We start from the raw sequence: 19811 nt of genomic DNA, 5'->3' as shown, positions 1-19811 counted from the left end.
CCGAAAGCAGGTACCAACTCAATGTCTACCCTGGAAATCAAAAATCTCCACGCGCAGGTGCTCCCACACGAGGAGGACGGTGAGCCCACGCCGATCCTCAAGGGCGTGAACCTCACCATCAATTCCGGTGAGACCCACGCTGTCATGGGCCCCAACGGCTCCGGCAAGTCCACTCTGTCCTACGTTATCGCTGGCCACCCTAAGTATGAGGTGACCGAGGGCGAGGTGCTTCTCGACGGCGAGAACATCCTCGAGATGGAAGTCGATGAGCGCGCCCGCGCTGGTCTCTTCCTGGCTATGCAGTACCCGACTGAGGTGCCGGGCGTGAAGATGTCGCAGTTCATGCGCTCTGCCGTGACCGCTATTCGTGGCGAGGCCCCGAAGCTGCGCGAGTGGAACAAGGAGCTCACTGAGGCCCGCGAGAAGCTCTCCATCGACAAGTCCTTCGCTCATCGCTCCGTGAACGAGGGCTTCTCCGGTGGTGAGAAGAAGCGCCACGAGGTCATGCAGCTGGATATCCTCAAGCCGAAGTTCGCCGTCATGGACGAGACCGACTCCGGTCTGGACGTCGACGCCCTGCGCGTCGTCTCCGAAGGCATCAACAGCTACCAAGAGGAGACCAAGGGCGGCATCCTCCTCATCACGCACTACAAGCGCATCCTCAACTACGTTGTCCCGGACTTCGTTCACGTCTTCGCCGACGGACAGATCATCAAGACCGGCGGCGCCGAGCTGGCTGACCAGCTTGAGGCAGACGGCTACGAGCAGTTCCTTAAGTAGGCAGTAGCGCCGACCACGACCACACCACGACACGCTAGAGAAAAAGAACCGAGCACAAGGACCTATGCCTGAACTAGACGTTAATGCGATTCGGGAACAATTCCCTATCCTCTCGCGGACCGTGCGCGACGGTAAACCACTGGTGTACCTGGATTCGGGAGCGACCTCGCAACGTCCCCTGCCGGTATGGAAGGCCGAGGAGGAGTTCGTGCTCGGCACCAACGCGCCGGTGCACCGTGGCTCTTACCAGCTGGCGGAGGAAGCTGATGACGCCTATGAGTCCGCTCGCCAGGCCATCGCCGCCTTCGTCGGCGCTGATCGCGATGAGATTTCCTTCACTAAGAACGCCACGGAAGCGTTGAATGAAGTTGCCTATGTACTCAGTGACGAGCGCGCGGGCGAGCTTTATGTTGGTGAGGGCGATACCGTCGTGGTCACCGAGTTGGAGCACCACGCGAACTTGGTGCCGTGGCAAGAGCTGTGCCAGCGCACCGGTGCGACGCTGAAGTGGTACTCCATGACTGAGGACGGCCGCATTGATCTCGATTCGCTCGAGCTCGATGACTCCGTCAAGGTTGTGGCTTTTACCCACCAATCCAACGTGACCGGGGCTGTGGCGCCTGTCGCGGAGTTGGTACGCCGTGCCCGTGCCGTGGGCGCCATGGTGGTCCTCGACGCCTGTCAGTCCGTTCCGCACATGCCTGTGGATTTCCACGAACTCGACGTCGACTTCGCCGCGTTCTCTGGGCACAAGATGTGCGGCCCAACTGGCGTGGGCGTGCTCTACGGCAAGCAAGCGCTGCTGGCACAGCTGCCGCCTTTCCTCACTGGCGGTTCCATGATCGAGGTAGTCAAGATGGAAGGCTCGACGTTTGCCGAGCCACCGACCCGCTTCGAGGCCGGTACTCAGATGACCAGCCAGGTCGTGGGCCTAGGCGCAGCAGTGAAGTTCTTGAGCGAGGTGGGCATGGAGGCCATCCACGCTCATGAGCAAAAGCTCACTGCATTGGCCTTGGAGAAGCTTGCTGAGATCCCCGGCGTGCGCATCATCGGGCCAGAAAACACCGAGAATCGCGGGGGAGCGGTCTCCTTTATTGTGGATGGGATCCATCCGCATGACCTAGGCCAGGTTCTTGATTCTCATGGCGTGTCCATCCGCACCGGCCACCACTGTGCGTGGCCGCTGCACCGCGCGTGCAAGGCTAATTCGACCGCACGTGCTAGCTTTTACCTGTACAACACTGAGGACGAGGTCGACGCCCTCATAGAGGCGGTGCGGGCTGCCCGCACCTTCTTTGGAGTGAGCGAATGAACCTAGATTCCATGTACCAGGACGTCATCCTGGATCACTATAAGAACCCGAAGTTCTCTGGCCTCCGCGAAGGCCAGGCAGAGGTCCACCACGTCAACCCTTCCTGCGGTGACGAAATCACTCTCCGTGTCAAGCTTTCCGCTGATGGCACCACTGTTGAGGACGTGTCCTACGACGCCGAGGGCTGCTCCATCTCGCAGGCCTCAACCTCCGTCATGGCGGAGGAAATCGTGGGCATTCCGCTGGAGGAGGCTAACGCCAAGCTCGAGGAGTTTGATCGGATGGTGACTTCCCGCGGCGAAGTTGAGGGAGACGACCAGATCATCGGGGATGGCGTTGCCTTTGCTGGCGTAGCCAAGTTCCCCGCCCGTGTTAAATGCGCTCTCCTCGGCTGGAAGGCCTTCCAGGCCGCCACCGTGGAAGCGTTGAATGAATTGGAGAAGTAGATGGCTGATAACACTGAAACCACCGGTGGCAGCACCGATCCTTACCAGGACCAGAATGCCTCCTTCGATGGCGCTGCTGTCAAGCCTGAACAAACCGAAGAGCAGATTGCGAAGACCTTCGATATCACCGAGTACCTCCGTGATGTCATCGACCCGGAGCTCGGAATCAACATCGTTGATCTGGGCTTGGTCTATGACGTCTGGCTCGACGATATTGATGGCAAGAACACCTGCGTCATCAACATGACGCTGACCTCCCCGGCCTGCCCACTCACCGATGTCATCGGCGAGCAGATCGAGGATGTCATCGTGGGCAACAAGCTCGCCGAGGCAGTCCAGCTCAACTGGGTCTGGATGCCGCCGTGGGGCCCGAACATGATTACCGAAGAGGGCCGCGAGATGCTCCAGGCCCTCGGCTTCGCCGTTTAGTTTCGGCTGCAAGTCCCCATCACCGTCAGCCCGAGGCGCCTAAGGTCTTCACAACACGACCTTGGGAGCACTCGGGCTGGCGGTTTCTTTTTCCTTAATGTGCGGTGTTTTAAGTAGCTTTAAGGGCTTGAGAACGCACCGCTATGACGAAGCGGGTGAGGACGCCGGATCCAATGCCGAGGAGATGATGTCCACCGCTTCCTCCTTGGATGTGGCGGATTGAAGACGAGTACGGAAGTTATCCTTCATGATCGCCCGCGCCAGCTTGGAAAGCAGCTTGAGGTGCTGCTTGCCAGCATCCTCAGGCACAGCAATGAGGAAGACCAACGTCGTTGGCTCCTCGCCCTCTGCCCACGTAATCCCCTCGGGAAGACGAGCAAAGGCCAGAGTCGGCACTGTCACTCCCGCGGAACGAGCATGTGGGATAGCCACACCATGCCCCACACCGGTCGAATGCTTCGCTTCCCGCTCTAGGGCCGTAGTGATAACTGCGGAAGGATCAGAAAGCCGAGGGGAGACAAGCTGAACCAGCGATTCGATGGTTTCCTTGCGATTCGTGCCAAGGTCTTGGTCAAGGCTCACCGTGTCGGTAGAAAGCAAAGGTTCTTCCTGGACCGATGCTTCTGACACATCCTCCTTAGCTATGCCCGCTTCACCCCGTTCACCCGAGCTCTCATTCTTACTCTGGGCTTTTCTATTTTGGGTAAGTCCGATCAACAGAAGCATGACGGAAGCACAGACAACGACACCAATAAGCAGTGCGATGAAGAAGCCCACGACGTTGTCGACAGCCCCGAGCACAGCAACGATGGGGCCACCATGCATGACATGGTCCTTGACCCCGAATACACCTGCCAGGGCGCCTGCTACCGCACCACCGATGACGTTGGCCGGGATGACCTGCAGCGGGCGTGCCGCCGCAAGAGGGATAGCGCCTTCAGTGATGCCAAAGAACCCCATGAAGAGCGCGGCGATACCGGCGTCCTTCTCCGCCTTATTGAACCAAGCACGGCGTACGAGGGTCGCAACACCCCCCGCCAGGGGCGGTACAGCGATGGCGGTAGCCGCCATGCCCATCGGAGCCGCATTGCCGGCTGCAATCATGCCCCCGCCGAACAGGAAGGCAGTTTTATTAAAGGGACCGCCCATGTCGAAAGCGATCATCGCGCCAATGACGAGACCGAGGACAATGACAGAGGAGCCTTCCATCCCGGCGAGGTACTCGGTCATGGCTTCAAAGGCGCCGGCTACTGGCGCACCGACAAGGTAGATAAAGATGAGCCCCACAATGAGCGTGGTGAAGATCGGAATAACGATGATCGGCCAAATCGGGGCGATGTACTTATTAACGGGAATCTTTTTGATTCCCAAGGCTACGTAGCCTGACAGGATGCCTGTGACGATGCCTCCTAGGAAGCCCGCTCCAGCTTCAGAGCCGTAAAGCGAGCCGGTCGTGGCGATAAGGCCGGTGATGAGTCCTGGTGCCAAACCAGGACGGTCCGCAATGCCGACCGCGATATAACCGGAAAGGATCGGCACCATGAGAGAAAAGGCCAGACCACCAAGCTCATTCAGGGTGTTCCAGAAGGAGTCTTCGGGGATAGCCAGGCCCTCGGGCGTGGGTGTTCCTCCGATTGAGAGTGCTACCGCGATGAGGAGACCACCGGTGACCACGAACGGAATCATGTGGGAGACACCATTCATTAGCGCCTTGTAGAGAGTCTGACCCACCGCACGGAACCCCGTGGTACTGCTGGAGTTTTCATTATGCTGAGCTTCTTGCGGCTCTTCGCCCGAAGTCTTTTCTTCCCACTTCGCCGCTGACCGAGCGCGAGTGAGGAGTTCCTTTGGATGCTTAATCGCTTCATCGACACCAGTCGCTGCTAGGCGCTTTCCGCGAAAGCGGTCCTTTGCAATGACGGTGTCGGCACCGATCACGATGGCATCGGCTTCCTCGATGTCCTGAGAGCTAAAGGTGCCTTCGACGCCAATTGAACCATGTGTCTCAATCTTGATGCGGTAACCCAGTTCAGCGGCAGCAGCCTCCAGGTTCTCAGCGGCCATGTAGGTGTGGGCGATTCCGGTCGGACATGCGGTAATCGCGAGGATTAATGGAGATCTCGATGTGTCTGATGTGCTCATGACGCCAATCTAGTCACATCGAACTTCATGCATAAGTGAAACGCGCCGAACAGGAACCAGGTTTTCCAAGGTGCTCTTCACTCTGGATTCCCAGATACAAGCTGAAGCGTCATTGCCGCTGGTTCGGGATTAACTACCCTGGTTGCTAGACTGTTTCGACGTGATTGTGACCAATGATTTCGAGGTGCGCGTGGGCGCACGCACGCTTCTCGACGCCCCCGGCCAGCACCTCCGCGTGCAGCCGGGTGATCGCATCGGCCTAGTCGGGCGCAATGGCGCGGGCAAGACTACGACGATGCGCATCCTGGCAGGGGAGACCGAGCCCTATGGCGGCTCGGTGACCCGCTCAGGACCCATTGGTTACCTGCCGCAGGATTCTCGCGAGGGCAACATTGAGCAGACCGCGCGCGAGCGCGTGCTCTCTGCGCGCGGCTTGGATGAGATCAAGCGCCGCATGGCCAAGCAGCAAGAGCTCATGGAGACGGCCACGGATGATAAGTTCCGCGACAAGGCCATTCGTAAGTTTTCCCGCCTGGAGGAGGAATACCATACCTTAGGCGGCTATGAGGCGGACTCCGAATGCGCCCAGATTTGTGACAACCTGGGTTTGCCGCAGCGTGTGCTCGACCAGCAGCTCAAGACGCTGTCCGGCGGTCAGCGCCGCCGCGTGGAGCTGGCGCAGATTCTCTTCGCAGCTTCGGCTGGGTCAGGCAAGTCCCAGACCACGTTGCTTCTCGACGAGCCCACGAACCACCTCGACGCGGACTCGATTACCTGGCTGCGCGGCTTCCTGTCCAAGCACGAGGGTGGCCTCGTGATGATTTCGCACGACGTCGACCTGCTCGAGGCCGTGTGCAACAAGGTCTGGTTCCTCGATGCCGTGCGCGCTGAGGCCGACGTCTACAACATGGGCTTTAAGAAGTACCTTGATGCCCGCGCCACCGATGAGGCACGCCGCCGCCGCGAGCGCGCCAACGCGGAGAAGAAAGCCGCAGCCCTGCACAAGCAGGCCGCAAAGCTCGGTGCTAAGGCCACGAAGGCCGCGGCGGCAAAGCAGATGCTGCATCGCGCTGAGCGCATGATGAACGAGCTCGATGACGTGCGTGTGGCTGACAAGGTCGCCCGCATCAAGTTCCCGGAGCCGGCTCCCTGCGGTAAGACCCCGATGAACGCGAAGGGCTTGACGAAAATGTATGGCTCTCTCGAGGTCTTCGCGGGCGTGGACTTGGCTATTGACAAGGGCTCACGTGTCGTCGTGCTGGGCTATAACGGCGCGGGCAAGACGACCCTGCTGAAACTGCTGGCGGGCGTGGAGCGCACCGACGGTGAGGGCGGTATCGTCTCCGGCCATGGTTTGCGCATCGGCTACTTTGCCCAGGAGCACGACAACATCGACCCGGACAAAACGGTATGGGAAAACACCATCGAGGCCTGCCCGGATGCCGGCCAGCAGGACTTGCGTGGACTGCTGGGCGCCTTCATGTTCTCCGGAGACAAGTTGGAGCAACTCGCCGGCACGCTTTCCGGCGGTGAGAAAACCCGACTATCCTTGGCAACGCTGGTGTCCTCGCGCGCCAACGTGCTGCTTCTCGACGAGCCCACGAACAACCTCGACCCACAGTCCCGCGAGCAGGTGCTCGATGCCCTAGGTACCTACACCGGTGCCGTGGTCTTGGTTACCCACGACCCGGGTGCGGTCAAGGCTCTCAACCCGGAGCGCGTCATCATCATGCCCGACGGCGATGAGGACTTGTGGAACGACGAGTACATGGAAATCGTGGAGCTAGCCTAAGCCTACTTCCCAGATATAGCTCTATCTTGGTTCTACTTACTGCGCTAGACTCGGGCTCACAACCACACACCGCTCAAGACTCTTCTCTTGGGTTCTTCCGCTTCCAACGCACAGGGTCTAGAAGTGGTAAAACCCCATCGTGCCGCCGCTGGAGAGGAAGAGACCATGAGCACCGCCGCGACCCTAGATTCCGTCATCGAACCATTGCTCACCGGACTAGTGAGCAAGCGCCCCGAAGTACGCGTGGACTGGGCCTATACCGAATTGAAAGAGGGCATTGAGTCAGGCCAGTGGGACAGCCATCTCGGCCAGATTCGGGAGCGCCTCACCGGTTACCTGCGTACAGACAAAGTGTGGACCAAGGCCTTGTCCGCCCAGCTGCTCAATGTGCTCGCGGAGGCGGGCCACTTTCACTACGAGGACTACCTCACCTTCCGCGCGTGGTATGTCACAGAGGAGGACACTCGCGGCATTGTCAAAGACATCGGTCCTATCATGGCCGTTGGATATGGCGCCGACTACGTAGAAACCTGCGTCCGCAAGGGACTGATTCCGCCCGTCGAAGCGGCAGCAATCATCTCGTGTCGCCTTCGCGCCCCCGGAGGAGTGTGGCATGACGATGAGGGGGTGCGCTTAGCGCGCGCCGCCTGCACCACGGTTGCCAAGAGCACCTCCCCCCATATTCTGGAAATCTGGATCGAGCGGCTGAGCGATACCGTCCTCGCCCAAGGCGTACGCAACGGCAACCGAGCAGTGGTGGAAAACTTCACCCACTTCCTTAAGACCACGGGAAACTTGGTCCGCAGCGAACCTGAGAAGTGGGGAATTGATGACGAACGTGCGCAGCTGACCTTGCCGTTGATCGCAGAGCTCGAGGAGCAACTACGCAACGTCAGCGACTACCGGGAAGTAGTGCCATAGAAGCGCACCTTCGTTACCTCCGTCGTGAGAGCGCGCTGCCACGGGTATCGGTCTGGCGATGCCTGGACCGGTTCGCTGAGGAGCAGGAGAGTATCGGTTCCAGCTGGGCCACCGACCGTGATTTCACCTTCTCTTATCACAATCGCCGATTCGAAGGTACGGTCCGCGCGTTTGCTGCGAACAAGAGCCATCGGTACCTCAACGAAGACAGTGTTTCCGCGCCGCAAAACCGTGAGTTCGTTGGTGACATAGCTAGGTCGAATGCGTTCGGCAGCGATTAAGCCCCACACAAAGATTATGGCCCAGAGCGACAGGAGCAACGCTAGAATTCGCAGAACGCCCGCGGGCAGAAGAAGGTGCACAACGATCATTTCAACCACCAACACCGCGGTGAGAAACCCAAGCATTTGAAGCCTGCCCGGAGGGTGGGGAAGCGCCACCGCGCCCGTGGGGATCAACGTCTGGCCCCGCATCCAACGCCACAGGTCCAGGTAAAGTCCCACTTCATACTTGGCAAGGCGAAATCCAGGATGCTTCTTCACAAATCGCCAGACGTTAGCCACGTAAGCCTCCCACCAAAGCCTCGAGTGCTACACTTTGCGCACCTTTTGTCGGAGTGTCAGCCACGGTCAGCGGAGCGTTGCCCGGCCGGAGCGTTGGGTAGATTCCTCGCATCAAGCCCCGTGGAAGTATGGACTGCAGGTTGTCGACAATGCGCGAAACCCCACGATCTTGCGGAGACAGCGAGCCAAGCTCTCGCCACAAGGTTTCACCTTCACGGAGAGCTGCAAGGCAATCGTCGTCGGCGAGGTTCTGTCGAAGCTGCTCCCAGGTGGCGGATGTAGCTACTCCGGTAAGTGCCATGAGATCCCAGGAATCTAGTTCGAGTTGAAGCATTGCCGGATCCTCGATGACCTGGTTGAGGGAGTCCCGTATATCCTCTGGAGTCCCTTTGGGGGCTCGAGAAAGGGCGCGCAAGCGTTCTCGCTGCTGCTGCAACCGAGCAATTCGCTCATCCAGCATGCTAAACGAGCGCTCGACCGCATCGGGAGATGAGACATCAGCGATCGGGACGCCGGCGTCGATAAGCGCACGTGCACGCAGCACCGACGCCAAATCAGAAACAGAATAGTCGCGATAGTTCCCGCTGGTGCGGGCGGGTTCAGGGACTGCGCCCGTCTCGTGTAAATGTCGTACAGAACGAACTGAGCATCCAGCGACCGCGGCGACGTCCGATATCTTCATAGAACAAAGCTAAACCCTCACATAGTGTGAGGGTCAAGTGCTTGGTGAAATCTAATCCGAGTTACTGAGGCCTTAGTTTCGGAAACCGTGAACCGGCGCCGGGATGAAGCCACCGCGGTTGATGAAGGTGGAGTTGCCCACCTGGTTGACCGGGATGACCGGAGCGTAGCCCAGAAGGCCGCCGAAGTTGACCTCGTCGCCAGCCTTGGTGCCTGGGGCAGGAATGACGCGCACGGCGGTCGTCTTATGGTTCATCACGCCAATGGCGGCTTCGTCCGCAATCATGCCGGCGATGGTCTCGGCAGAGGTATCGCCCGGGATGGCGATCATGTCCAAGCCCACCGAGCAAATTGAGGTCATGGCCTCCAGCTTGTCGATGGAGATGACACCAGAGCGCACCGCGTCGATCATGCCCTTGTCCTCCGATACCGGGATGAAGGAACCAGAAAGACCGCCCACGCGGGAGCAGGCCATCATGCCGCCCTTCTTCACGGCGTCGTTAAGCAGGGCAAGCGCCGCCGTTGTGCCGTGGGTGCCCACCTGGTCGAGGCCCATGTGCTCCAGGATGTGCGCGACGGAGTCACCCAGTTCCGCGGTGGGAGCGAGGGAGAGGTCAATGATGCCGAAGGGCACACCGAGGCGCTCGGAGGCCATTTCACCCACGAGCTGACCAGCACGTGTGACCTTGAAGGCTGCCTTCTTGACTTCTTCGGCGACCTCATTGAGGGTGGCGCCCTCCAGGGATCCGAGCGCGCGATCGACCACGCCGGGTCCGGACACGCCCACAGATACGACGCAGTCCGGTTCTTCAATGCCGTGGAAGGCGCCGGCCATGAAGGGGTTATCGCCCACGGAGTTGGAGAAGATCACGAGCTTGGCGCAGCCGATAGCGCTGCGATCCTTGGTGAGCTCGGCAGCTTCCTTGATGATGCGTCCCATCTGCGCTGCGGCGTTCATGTTGATGCCGGCGCGCGAGGAAGCGATGTTCACCGAGGAGCACACCAGGTTCGTCTCTGCCAGGGCTTCCGGGATGGAACGGATTAGGGCCTTTTCAGCGGTGGTAGCGCCCTTTTCAACGAGCGCGGAGTAGCCACCGACGAAGTCAACACCGGTCGCTGCGGCAGCGCGATCCAGCGCGCGGGCAACGTCCACGGGGTTTCCCTCGACTCCGGCCACGATGAGCGCGATGGGGGTGACAGAGATGCGCTTGTTGACGATCGGAATACCGAGCTCGGCCTCGATTCCCTCGCATACCTCAACCAGGTGTGCGGCGCGGGATGTCACGAGGTCGTACACGGCCTCGGCGGTGGCTTCCATGGTGGGGCGTGTGCAGCCGAGCAGCGAAATGCCCATGGTGACGGTGCGGATGTCGAGACGGTACTTCTCAATCATCTCGATGGTGTCGAGAATGCTGGCGGTATTGAAGCGGTTAAGCATGACTGGTTATCGTCCCTAAATCTCGTTCATTGCGGTGAACAGTGCTTCCGACTGCACGCGAATGGATTGCTTGATGGACTCACCGACGGTGTTCATCCGCTCCTGGAGCTGCTGGATGCTGACCTCGTTCTCATCGAATTCGACGCGCAGGATCATGGTGAAGTACTCAGACATGAGCGTCTGAGATACATCAACGATATTGACGTTAAGTTCTGCGAGGGCGGTGGATACGGCGGAGATAATTCCGGTGTTATCAACACCGGTAACAGTCATGATGGCGATCATGACTAGATTGTAGCCTGTACGTTTTTCCAGCTGCTCTGGGGTCCTGCAGAGAGATCAGATAGCGCGTACGGTGGCGCACATGACTGATACGACAACAACTGCGCGCAAGAAGGTTCTGTACATCGGCGGCCATGGCAAGGTTGGGCTTTTGGCGGCGCCTAAGCTTGCCGACGCCAACCTCACCGTCCATTCCCTCATCCGCAACCCGGACCAGGTCTCTGATATTGAGGCCCTCGGTGCCACCGCAGTGGTGCGCGATCTCACCGAGCTTTCTGTGGAAGACTGGGCAGAGCTTTTGGCTGACTATGACGTCGTCGTGTGGGGCGCCGGAAACGGTGGCCGTGCTGGCGCGGAGGTGACCTGGGCGGTCGACCGTGATGCGGCGCTGGCATCGATTGCGGGTCTAGAAGAGCTTGCTGCCGAGGGTAAGAACACTCCGGCCTACATCATGATTTCCTACATGGGTGCCACGGAGAACACGACCAATCCTGCGGATGAGAAGTGGTACGCCTACGTGGAGTCCAAAAAGGCAGTGGACAACAAGCTCAATTCCACGGACCTTGACTACCTTATCCTTGGCCCGGCCGCCCTGACGGAGGAGCCTTCGCGCGGCATCACCGTACTAGATAAGGACGCAGAGCGCACCGGTAAACTGACTACCTCCCGGGAGCTTGTCGCTGAGGTGGTCACCGAGGTCGCTGGCCGCGAAAGCTTCCCAGACTCGCCGCTGGAGTTTATCGATGGTGAAGGCAGCGTGAAGGATATCTAAAATCGAGCGGATGCCGCCGCATCAAGCGCGGCGATGACTTGCTCTCTGCTCAATTGGTGGTGGAGGCTCGTATAACGAAGTGGCTTTGTGGACAGGTGGGCCGCGATATACCACCCTGTGGGGTGCTTGAACGTCGCTTGGCTTTGGAACCGTACCACGGCTACTCCCTGCTGCCGGAAGGAGCGGGGAGAAGTGTGGGACTCAAACTCATCGCTGATGATTTCTTGAGCTGTGCCGTCTGGAAGGAAAATGCGTACCTTCGCCTTGTAGTAGTACTCGGTGGGATCAGCGTGCGGCACGTGTCGACCTGTTTGCCAGATCTCGCTGAGCAACGCGGGATAATACTCGATCCATCCATTTTCCGACGCCGTCCGTAGGCGGCGAGCACCCCACGTAGAACTCCGAATTGCTCGAATGTTCCGACCGGCCGCCACGACGAGGACAAGGACGAATACTGCAACGGCCAATCCCTGCCATCCGGAACTAATAGACATATCTTCGCCGATAATGGCTGATAGTGCGATAGCAAGGCCCACCACCGCCGTGATGAGATTGATCCGTAGACTTCGCCATTCAGGTGCGGCCCCGCCGGGGAGTGGCCCAGCCGCTGCGATCGCGCGAGCGATGCTAGATGTGCTTGCTCTCAAGTTCGGGGCGGACACAGAACGACGAGTGCGGGGAATGAGCCTCTCGGAGTAGTGATGTTCCGGGAAGTCGAATGGAGCTAAAGCGTGGTCAGACATGCTTATCAGTTTCTACTAGGGCGGGCATTCTAGGCAGGGAGGTCCTGATCACTAGCCTCTTACCCAGTTCCGCTCTGCAAAAGACAGCGCTGCTTCAATGTTCTTTTGGCGCAGACCATTGTGCAGTTCTGGCTGCGGGTTGGCTGCATCTGCCCGGTACCCCACCACGCCCCATCCGTTGTTGTGGTTGAAATCGGCGGTCGCAACACGTGGCCCGTCGGCGAGCAGCCGGCCACGCAGCTTCAGCCAGTTCGGGTTTGCAGCAATGAATTCTTCGGTCATGCTTTTCGTCAAAGAACCGTCCGGCTGCAAGATCAGTATCGGGGCGGTGTAGTAATAGTCGGTGGTGTCGTTGTAGTCGACGTGGCGCCTGTAGATCAGCTCACCGATCAGCGCTGGCCGGTACTCAATCCATCCATTCGCCCACGCGGTGCGAAGCCTCGTCCTAGCTACCACGCGACCCCGCAGAATCAAGACTCCGATAATGATAAACACTAAGGCACTAGCCCCAGTGATAAGGCTGGCTATCGGAATTTTCCCAATCGTTCCCTCAGCTCCGGGAAACAGGACCGAAATTAAGAGCGCGTGAGCCACCGAGAAAAGTAGTGCCGAACCGCCAATGAAGGTGAGAATAAAGCCAACGACAATTGTGCCGACGTTGGATTGACCGATGGGAGCTCCGACGCTATCAATAGCCTCGCGGATGCCGCTGCGATCCGTGTCTGGGTTAGGCTGCTGGTCATGGTCCTTCAAGGCCTTAGGCGCGAGGGACTCTGCGCTAGTTGAAGGAAGCTTCAACGGAGTGCGGGGAAGCTGCATGGGCGAGTGAGTCATGGGTCACAGCTTAATGGTCCTCACTCCCATTTTTTCAGTGACCTTGGGCGGCTGGGGACTAGCCCCCAAAGGAAGGCACCTAAACTCAATCGGGGAGAGCTAGCGCACCCAACGTTGTTCAGCGAATTGGAGCACGGCATCAACTTGGCCGCTGGTAAGACCGCTGGATAGTTCCGCCTCCGAACTTGATCCATCAGCACGGTAAGCCGCGACGGTCCATCCATTATTGTGCGCGGTATCCACGGTGGCTAACCGGGAGCCCTCAGCGAGCGCGGCGCCCCGTGATCTCAGCCAGTTCGGATTGCCAGCGCGGAACTCACCGGACATTGCGTTCACTAGAGAGCCGTCTGGCTGCAGGATCATTAATGGCGCCGAGTAATAGAAATAGGTCCGCTTACGGTCATCGGGGCCCTCGGTTTCGCTGCGTAAGTACAGAAGCTCGCCAATAAGAGCGGGCCGGTATTCCACCCAGCCGTTGCGCCATGCAGTGCGCAAACGCCGCGCGTTTCCGACTTCCTTGAGAATATTCCGTAAACCAATAACGAAAAACATCAGGCTGACGAAACAAATAATGACTGGGATAAGCGCAAATATGCCTACGTCTGAGTAGCTGGTTCGAGGAACAACAGTGCCAACGAAGAACGAAAACGACATGGTGCACATAAGCAGCCCAACCATACCGATAAATGCCCAGACAGAGACGTTACCAAACGTGAGGCGCCCAGGCAGTGGCCCAGCCGCCTCGATGACCTCGCGGAACCCTGAACTATCTATTCGCGGGTTCGGCTGAGCATCGTGGGCGCGCTGTTCTTTCGGAGCAAGCCGGGGTGTGGCGTTTAGACTAATTCCACACTGCGTCCGCGGAAGCTGTAGGGGAGTATGGTCCATGGGCCACAGTGTAGCGTCAATCACACTCCGCCACCGAGTGCTAAACGCTTAGTGCTCGGCGCGGGAGCCGCGAATCGATTGCTCTACCAAGGAGAGCACCTGCTCTAGATTTTTTGTGTCTCCCAGCGCAAGGCGGTTGATAAAACCGTCCATGAAAGTCTCCAGATATGTCACGAGGGTATCGATGGAGACGTCATCGCGCAGACGACCCTTTTCGGCGTTGGACTCCAAGCGGGCGCGGACTGCCTTATCCAGAACTTCCTGTTCCTCGTGCCACCGAGCGGCGAAAGACGGATCGGTGCGCAGCATCGAGGTAACGGCCAGACGTGTGGCCAACCAGTCGTGGCGCTCAGGGTGCCGCAGCATTTCGCTCATAACCTCGACCAGACCGTTGTTTGCCACGACCTCGGCCTCGCGGGCCGCGTCTTCCCGGGCCAGGGCCAAAAAGAGAGACTCTTTATCGCCGAAGTGGTGAAAGATAGCCCCGCGCGATTTACCCGTGGCTTCTTCAAGGCGGCGGACTGTAGCACCGTCATAGCCGTGCTCTGCGAAGCATTTTCGTGCCCCAACCAGGATGTCGTTGCGGCGGCGATGAAGTTCGGAGTCGCTCATAATCGGCATGGCTGGAATCTCGCTCCTTAAAGCACAGCGGTGGATAGACAGGTGATGAAAGTACGTAGAGGTTAGGAAATAGAAAAGGCCAGCCAGCACTCGTTGTTGCTAGCTGGCCTTTTGCCTAGTTATGCGGGGCTATCCGTTGCCGGCGTCCCCGCATGGGGTGCAAGGCTGGTTTAGGCCTTGACCATCTGGCGCAGAACGAACTGCAGAATGCCGCCGTGGCGGTAGTAGTCGGCCTCACCAGGCGTATCGATGCGAACCTTGGCATCGAACTCAACGGCCTCGCCGGATTCCTTGGTGGCGGTCACGTGAACCGTCTTCGGAATGCCGCCCTCGTTAAGAGCCTCAATTCCCTCGATATCGAAGGTCTCGGTGCCGTCCAGGCCCAGGGACTCGTGGGACTCGCCCTCTGGGAACTGCAGCGGGATGACGCCCATACCAATGAGGTTCGAGCGGTGAATGCGCTCGAAGGACTCAGTGATGACAGCCTTCACGCCAAGCAGGTTGGTGCCCTTAGCAGCCCAGTCGCGGGAGGAACCGGTGCCGTACTCCTTGCCAGCAAGGACAACCAGCGGGATGTTGGCTGCCTTGTAGTTCTCGCAGGCGTCGAAGATGAAGGCCTGCGGTGCGCCCTCCTGGGTGAAGTCACGGGTGTAGCCACCGGCGACGTCGACCAGCTGGTTCTGGAGGCGGATGTTGGCGAAGGTACCGCGCATCATGACCTCGTGGTTACCGCGACGGGAACCCAGGGAGTTGTAGTCCTGGCGCTCCACACCGTTGGCATCCAGGTACTGAGCCGCCGGGGTACCCGGCTTGATGGAGGAAGCGGGGGAGATGTGGTCGGTGGTTACGGAGTCACCGAGCTTAGCCAGAACGCGAGCGCCCTTGATGTCCTGAACCGGTTCCGGCTCAGTCGGCATGCCGTCGAAGTACGGTGCCTTGCGGATGTAGGTGGAGTCCTCATTCCACTTGAAGGTCTCACCCTCCGGGACATCGAGGCTGCGCCATGCGTCATCGCCCTTGAACACGTCAGCGTAGTCTGCCTCGTAGAGCTCACGGGAGATGGCCTGCTGGATGGTGTCTTCGATCTCCTGCGGGGAAGGCCAGATGTCCTTCAGGAAGACATCGTTGCCATCCTGATCCTGGCCCAGCGGCTGGGTCTCGAAATCGAAGTCCATGGTGCCGGCAATAGCGTAGGCAATGACCATAATGGGGGATGCCAAGTAGTTCATCTTGACGTCCGGGGAGATGCGGCCCTCGAAGTTACGGTTACCGGACAGCACCGCGGTAGCAGCCAGATCATGCTCGTTGATGGCGTTGGAGATTTCCTCCGGTAGCGGGCCGGAGTTACCGATACAGGTGGTGCAGCCGAAGCCGGAGAGGTAGAAGCCAAGCGCCTCCAGATCCTTCCAGAGGTCTGCGCGCTGGAAGTAGCCGTCAACAACCTGGGAACCCGGGGCACAAATGGTCTTGACCCACGGCTTGGACTTCAGGCCCTTTTCGGCCGCCTTGCGGGCGATGAGGCCAGCGCCAACCATGACGGACGGGTTAGAGGTGTTGGTGCAGGAGGTGATGGAAGCGATAGCAACCATGCCGTGGTCCAAGGTGTACTCGCCACCGTTCGGGGAGGTGACGGTAACCGGGTTGGACTGGCGGCCGGAGCCGCCCTTGGCTGCGGACTCGCCTTCGCCTGCGCGGGACTTGTTCAGGCCACCGGTAACGTCGACGAGGGCATTCTCGTCGCCGCCCTCGGAGGTCATGCGCTTTGCCTCGATGGTGGACTCGTCTGCAACAACCTCGCCGGAAGCGTAGGTCGGCAGATCCTTACGGAACTGCTCCTTGGCCTCGGAGAGGAGGATGCGGTCCTGCGGGCGCTTCGGGCCGGCGATGGAGGGCTTAACAGTGGACAGGTCCAGCTCGAGGTACTCGGAGTACTCTGCCTCCGGAGCATCCTGCTCCAGCCACATGCCCTGTGCCTTGGCGTATGCCTCGACGCGGTCGATCTGCTCCTGCGGGCGGCCGGTGAGCTCGAGGTACTTGATGGTCTCCTCGTCGATCGGGAAGATCGCGGCAGTAGAACCGAACTCAGGAGACATGTTGCCGATGGTGGCGCGGTTGGCCAGCGGCACCGACTTCACACCATTGCCGTAGAACTCAACAAACTTCTGAACGACGCCGTGCTGACGCAGCATCTCGGTGATGGTCAGAACCACGTCGGTTGCGGTCACACCGGTCGGAATCTCGCCGGTGAGCTTGAAGCCCACGACGCGCGGGATCAGCATGGACACCGGCTGGCCCAGCATTGCAGCCTCGGCCTCGATGCCGCCGACGCCCCAGCCCAGGATACCCAGACCGTTCTCCATGGTGGTGTGGGAGTCGGTACCGATGCAGGTATCCGGGTAAGCAACACCATCGTTGTCGAAGACAACGCGGGAGAGGTACTCAATGTTGACCTGGTGGACGATACCGGTTCCCGGAGGAACAACGCGGAAGTTGGAGAAGTTCTCAGCACCCCAGCGCAGGAACTGGTAACGCTCCTGGTTGCGCTCGTACTCGATCTCAACGTTCTTCTCTAGAGCTTCGGTGGAGCCAAAGGCTTCGACGATGACGGAGTGATCAATAACCATCTCAGCCGGGTTGAGCGGGTTCACCTGGTCCGGCTTGCCGCCGAGGGCGGAGATAGCCTCACGCATGGTAGCCAGGTCCACCACGCAGGGGACACCGGTGAAGTCCTGCATAAGAACACGGGCCGGGGTGAACTGAATCTCGGTATCCGGCTCAGCGGACGGATCCCAATTCGCCAAAGCGTTGATGTGATCCTTGGTTACGTTCTTCCCGTCCTCGTAGCGCAGCTGGTTCTCAGCCAACACCTTGAGAGAGTAAGGAAGCTTCTCCAGGCCCTCGACTGCGTTGATGTCGAAGTAGTCATAAGACTTACCGTTGACCTCAAGAGTCTTCTTGGCACCGAAGGAGTTCAGGCTTTCAGTCATAAGGAGCTCCATTCCTTGCTTTTGCTTGTGGGTTATCGAACACTGGTCGAAGGTTCATCGAACTTGCCGGCATGCCCTAGCAACCAACTGGGGCCAGGAATTTCGACAGTCTCAGAACGCTAATGTTCCGTATCTATTGTAGATGTAAGAACCCTCGGTCGACACCAGCATAACAGTACGAGCGTTCTGTTTCCTACATTTCGGGGGTAGCGGCGAGTCGCCCACCTCGGCCACGCCGCACGGTTTAGGCTCAGTCGGGACCAACAGAAGGGGGACGCGCCCCCTCAAAGAAATGAGCGCGGCGACCTGTGGTGCCAAGCGGGGCAATCCAGGTTTCAACATGCATGTTGGCTAGAGATTAAGGAGAGGCGAATGATCCCTGCGGGCGTAGACGTTGATGACATCGCCGATCAGCTCTCGGCCGATGGCGTGGCATTCTCCAATCCGGAGCTAGCGCTTGACGACGACCTCCAAGCCCACATCGCAGCCTCCCTCCAGCCCAACCACGGCATTGCTGTCGTAGATGTTTTTCCGGAGAAGATTCCAGATCTCCGCGATCTGGCCACAACCCTTCAAGAACAAACGGGACTTGACACCGTAATTCTTCAGGCGCCGATGCGGGTGTCTGCTGTCAGTAATTCTTATGACCGGGCAGCCCTAGAAGCGGCCGAAGATTCGCTTCCCACTGGACTCGATCAGGTGACCCTGCTTAATGATTTTTATGCCGTTGCAGATCAGTTTTCCGTGCCGTGGTTGTTGATTTTGGCGGTTGTATTTGGCGTGGCGGCGATCGCCGGATGGGTGAGTTTCCGGACAGCCACAAAGAAGGCTGAACCAGTCGGACACTAGGCGCGAGAACGCCGCCGAACACGTGCCGCCCTGCAGTGCAGTGGAGTAGGGAAGTGGCGAAAATCAACCACTAAGCCTTGATTTTTTGGCGGGGGAGTGGTTGCCACTATGCCCGCGAGCGCCAGAGCTAGGAGCGCCATAGGAACCGAGGCAGGCGCCGGGCGGACATTTCCCCTCCTGCGGGAGGGCAAAATCTTCGGCCGGCGAGCGGCCGATCCCAGGGCCGAAGTTGGTGTAGTGAGGCAGGGCTCGCAGGCCAAAGGTCAAGGGAACATCGCGCGCAAATACCGCTTCCTTAAACACCCTCCGAATGGCATGCCTCTAGGGGGTTCAGCCCTAAGGAAAAGGGGCCCTAGGCAAGTCTCGGGACATGACCTAGGGGTTGTTACCCGACAGGTAGAACGGGCGAAGCTCGGTAGCAACGTGAGGAACATCACAATCACACCTTGGTAACAATATCATTGCAGGTTAGGTGCGTCTGTAATGACGTGTGGTCAAGCGTGGCTTATGTGAAAGATGGGGAAAGTGTGCGGGAAGGCGTGTCGGTGACGTATGGTTCACGTATCGACTCACGGGTTGACTATTGCTCCATACGTTCATGGACCAAGCCTTGACTCTCAACTGATTTGTCGCACGGGTATGTGGGGAAGCACGCCACGAGCGAAGGGAACTGTTGAGGTTCACCGCCTGGTGGATGACCGTCGCACCACGATGTTGATGCGCATAGCAGTACTGTTTGCTCGGCGCAGTCGGTATCAGTGTTCAAATTTTTTAGATATCGAAACACCTACCTCCCGAGTGGAAGAGGCTTCATACACTTCATACGCATGCCTTTATTGAGGGCTGCGTCGGCCTGGGTTCCATCGGTTTCCGGTTGGGTGCCAGCCCTGAGGGCTTGCGCATGCGCCACTATTGGCGCGAGGCGCGACCTCTCCATGAGCGCGGCGCCGAGCGAGGAGGAACCGACATAGGACTTATCGCCAGATTCAGGTGTGTGCCCCCTCATCGTCGGATCGCGCAGTCATATTTAAGCGCGCCCTACGCGGAGCAGAACGAGCCCCGTGAGTGTGCAGTCTGACTGGCTTTATAGAGCGGTCCGACTTGATGTTGGTGCACACACGAAACGCTACGCAGTATCGTGTTGCTTTGTGTCAGTGATGGTGCAGCCCAACTTATTCGACCTACATTGTCGTGAAGTCGGCAGTTATCATCTACGGCAACCCGCGTCGGCATACCCCGGTTAGTACCTGGCGCCAGCCTCTTCAGTTTTACTATTCCTTTGGGCGTAACCATCGTCGTAACATCCTGCGGGAAGTCCGAGCCAGCTATGT

Annotated in this window: 18 protein-coding genes; 8 read left to right on the top strand and 10 right to left on the bottom strand. The window is 59.0% G+C overall.

Translation table 11 applies throughout. From position 1 onward, the window contains the following. The first annotated feature begins 21 nt into the window (after positions 1–21). The 4 genes from sufC to HMPREF2537_RS09835 all read left to right on the top strand — a co-directional run bounded on the left by sufC (position 22) and on the right by HMPREF2537_RS09835 (position 2967). Positions 22–780, top strand: coding sequence for a Fe-S cluster assembly ATPase SufC (sufC, locus tag HMPREF2537_RS09850; protein WP_070528384.1), 759 nt, complete (start codon positions 22–24; stop codon positions 778–780). A 64-nt stretch (positions 781–844) separates the two neighbouring features. Continuing rightward, positions 845–2092, top strand: coding sequence for a cysteine desulfurase (locus HMPREF2537_RS09845; protein ID WP_070528381.1), 1248 nt, complete (start codon positions 845–847; stop codon positions 2090–2092). After that, positions 2089–2538 (top strand): Fe-S cluster assembly sulfur transfer protein SufU, encoded by a 450-nt coding sequence (gene sufU, locus HMPREF2537_RS09840; protein ID WP_070528379.1) that lies wholly within the window; start codon positions 2089–2091, stop codon positions 2536–2538. Before HMPREF2537_RS09845 ends, sufU begins: the two co-directional genes overlap by 4 nt. Then, the gene (locus tag HMPREF2537_RS09835) at positions 2539–2967 is read left to right on the top strand and encodes a metal-sulfur cluster assembly factor (protein WP_010186729.1); all 429 of its coding nucleotides are present in this window, start codon (positions 2539–2541) and stop codon (positions 2965–2967) included. It begins immediately after the preceding gene. Between the two features lie 141 nt (positions 2968–3108). Here HMPREF2537_RS09835 and HMPREF2537_RS09830 read toward each other — a convergent pair whose 3' ends face one another. Next, complete coding sequence (locus HMPREF2537_RS09830) at positions 3109–5109, bottom strand: fructose-specific PTS transporter subunit EIIC (RefSeq protein ID WP_070528372.1); 2001 nt, start codon at positions 5107–5109, stop codon at positions 3109–3111. Between the two features lie 160 nt (positions 5110–5269). Here HMPREF2537_RS09830 and HMPREF2537_RS09825 point away from each other — a divergent pair, with 160 nt between their 5' ends. Continuing rightward, positions 5270–6901: an ABC-F family ATP-binding cassette domain-containing protein gene (locus HMPREF2537_RS09825; RefSeq protein WP_070528368.1), complete on the top strand. Its 1632-nt coding sequence runs from the start codon at positions 5270–5272 to the stop codon at positions 6899–6901. Positions 6902–7066: 165 nt separating this feature from the next. Next, positions 7067–7822, top strand: coding sequence for a DUF2785 domain-containing protein (locus HMPREF2537_RS09820; RefSeq protein WP_070528361.1), 756 nt, complete (start codon positions 7067–7069; stop codon positions 7820–7822). On the opposite strand, the gene HMPREF2537_RS09815 is transcribed toward HMPREF2537_RS09820, so the two are convergent. The 4 genes from HMPREF2537_RS09815 to HMPREF2537_RS09800 form a co-directional block, all read right to left on the bottom strand. Further along, positions 7801–8385 carry a hypothetical protein gene (locus HMPREF2537_RS09815; protein WP_070528359.1) on the bottom strand — a complete coding sequence of 195 codons (585 nt, stop codon included), beginning with the start codon at positions 8383–8385 and terminating at the stop codon, positions 7801–7803. The two genes, HMPREF2537_RS09820 and HMPREF2537_RS09815, sit on opposite strands and share 22 nt — an antisense overlap. Beyond that, entirely contained in the window at positions 8378–9067 is a 690-nt protein-coding gene (locus HMPREF2537_RS09810; protein WP_070528355.1) for a MerR family transcriptional regulator, read from the bottom strand. The genes HMPREF2537_RS09815 and HMPREF2537_RS09810 overlap by 8 nt, the downstream gene beginning before the upstream one ends. A 72-nt stretch (positions 9068–9139) precedes the next feature. Then, the gene (locus HMPREF2537_RS09805) at positions 9140–10504 is read right to left on the bottom strand and encodes a PFL family protein (protein WP_070528352.1); all 1365 of its coding nucleotides are present in this window, start codon (positions 10502–10504) and stop codon (positions 9140–9142) included. Positions 10505–10519: 15 nt separating this feature from the next. Further along, a complete protein-coding gene (locus HMPREF2537_RS09800) occupies positions 10520–10789 on the bottom strand; it encodes an ACT domain-containing protein (protein WP_010186707.1) in 270 nt (89 codons plus the stop codon). A gap of 79 nt (positions 10790–10868) precedes the next feature. Here HMPREF2537_RS09800 and HMPREF2537_RS09795 point away from each other — a divergent pair, with 79 nt between their 5' ends. Continuing rightward, the gene (locus tag HMPREF2537_RS09795) at positions 10869–11558 is read left to right on the top strand and encodes an SDR family oxidoreductase (RefSeq protein WP_070528344.1); all 690 of its coding nucleotides are present in this window, start codon (positions 10869–10871) and stop codon (positions 11556–11558) included. Here HMPREF2537_RS09795 and HMPREF2537_RS09790 read toward each other — a convergent pair. From HMPREF2537_RS09790 to can, 5 genes are all read right to left on the bottom strand, one after another. Further along, positions 11555–12052: a hypothetical protein gene (locus HMPREF2537_RS09790; protein WP_246820307.1), complete on the bottom strand. Its 498-nt coding sequence runs from the start codon at positions 12050–12052 to the stop codon at positions 11555–11557. The two genes, HMPREF2537_RS09795 and HMPREF2537_RS09790, sit on opposite strands and share 4 nt — an antisense overlap. Positions 12053–12352: 300 nt before the next feature. Next, positions 12353–13135: a hypothetical protein gene (locus HMPREF2537_RS09785; protein WP_070528341.1), complete on the bottom strand. Its 783-nt coding sequence runs from the start codon at positions 13133–13135 to the stop codon at positions 12353–12355. A 99-nt stretch (positions 13136–13234) separates the two neighbouring features. Next, positions 13235–14023: a hypothetical protein gene (locus HMPREF2537_RS09780; RefSeq protein WP_070529480.1), complete on the bottom strand. Its 789-nt coding sequence runs from the start codon at positions 14021–14023 to the stop codon at positions 13235–13237. A 48-nt stretch (positions 14024–14071) separates the two neighbouring features. Next, a complete protein-coding gene (locus HMPREF2537_RS09775; protein WP_070528335.1) occupies positions 14072–14644 on the bottom strand; it encodes a TetR/AcrR family transcriptional regulator in 573 nt (190 codons plus the stop codon). A gap of 170 nt (positions 14645–14814) precedes the next feature. Beyond that, the gene (gene can / locus HMPREF2537_RS09770; protein WP_210383648.1) at positions 14815–17631 is read right to left on the bottom strand and encodes an aconitate hydratase; all 2817 of its coding nucleotides are present in this window, start codon (positions 17629–17631) and stop codon (positions 14815–14817) included. 372 nt (positions 17632–18003) lie between these two features. On the opposite strand from can, the gene HMPREF2537_RS09765 reads away from it, so the two are divergent. Beyond that, complete coding sequence (locus HMPREF2537_RS09765) at positions 18004–18480, top strand: Rv1476 family membrane protein (RefSeq protein WP_070528329.1); 477 nt, start codon at positions 18004–18006, stop codon at positions 18478–18480. Positions 18481–19811 lie beyond the last annotated feature (1331 nt).

Source organism: Corynebacterium sp. HMSC074E01 (genome assembly GCF_001808885.1).
Classification (GTDB): Bacteria; Actinomycetota; Actinomycetes; order Mycobacteriales; family Mycobacteriaceae; genus Corynebacterium.
Note: the sequence above shows the minus strand (reverse complement) of the source record. Positions and strands in the feature narration are given on the sequence as shown.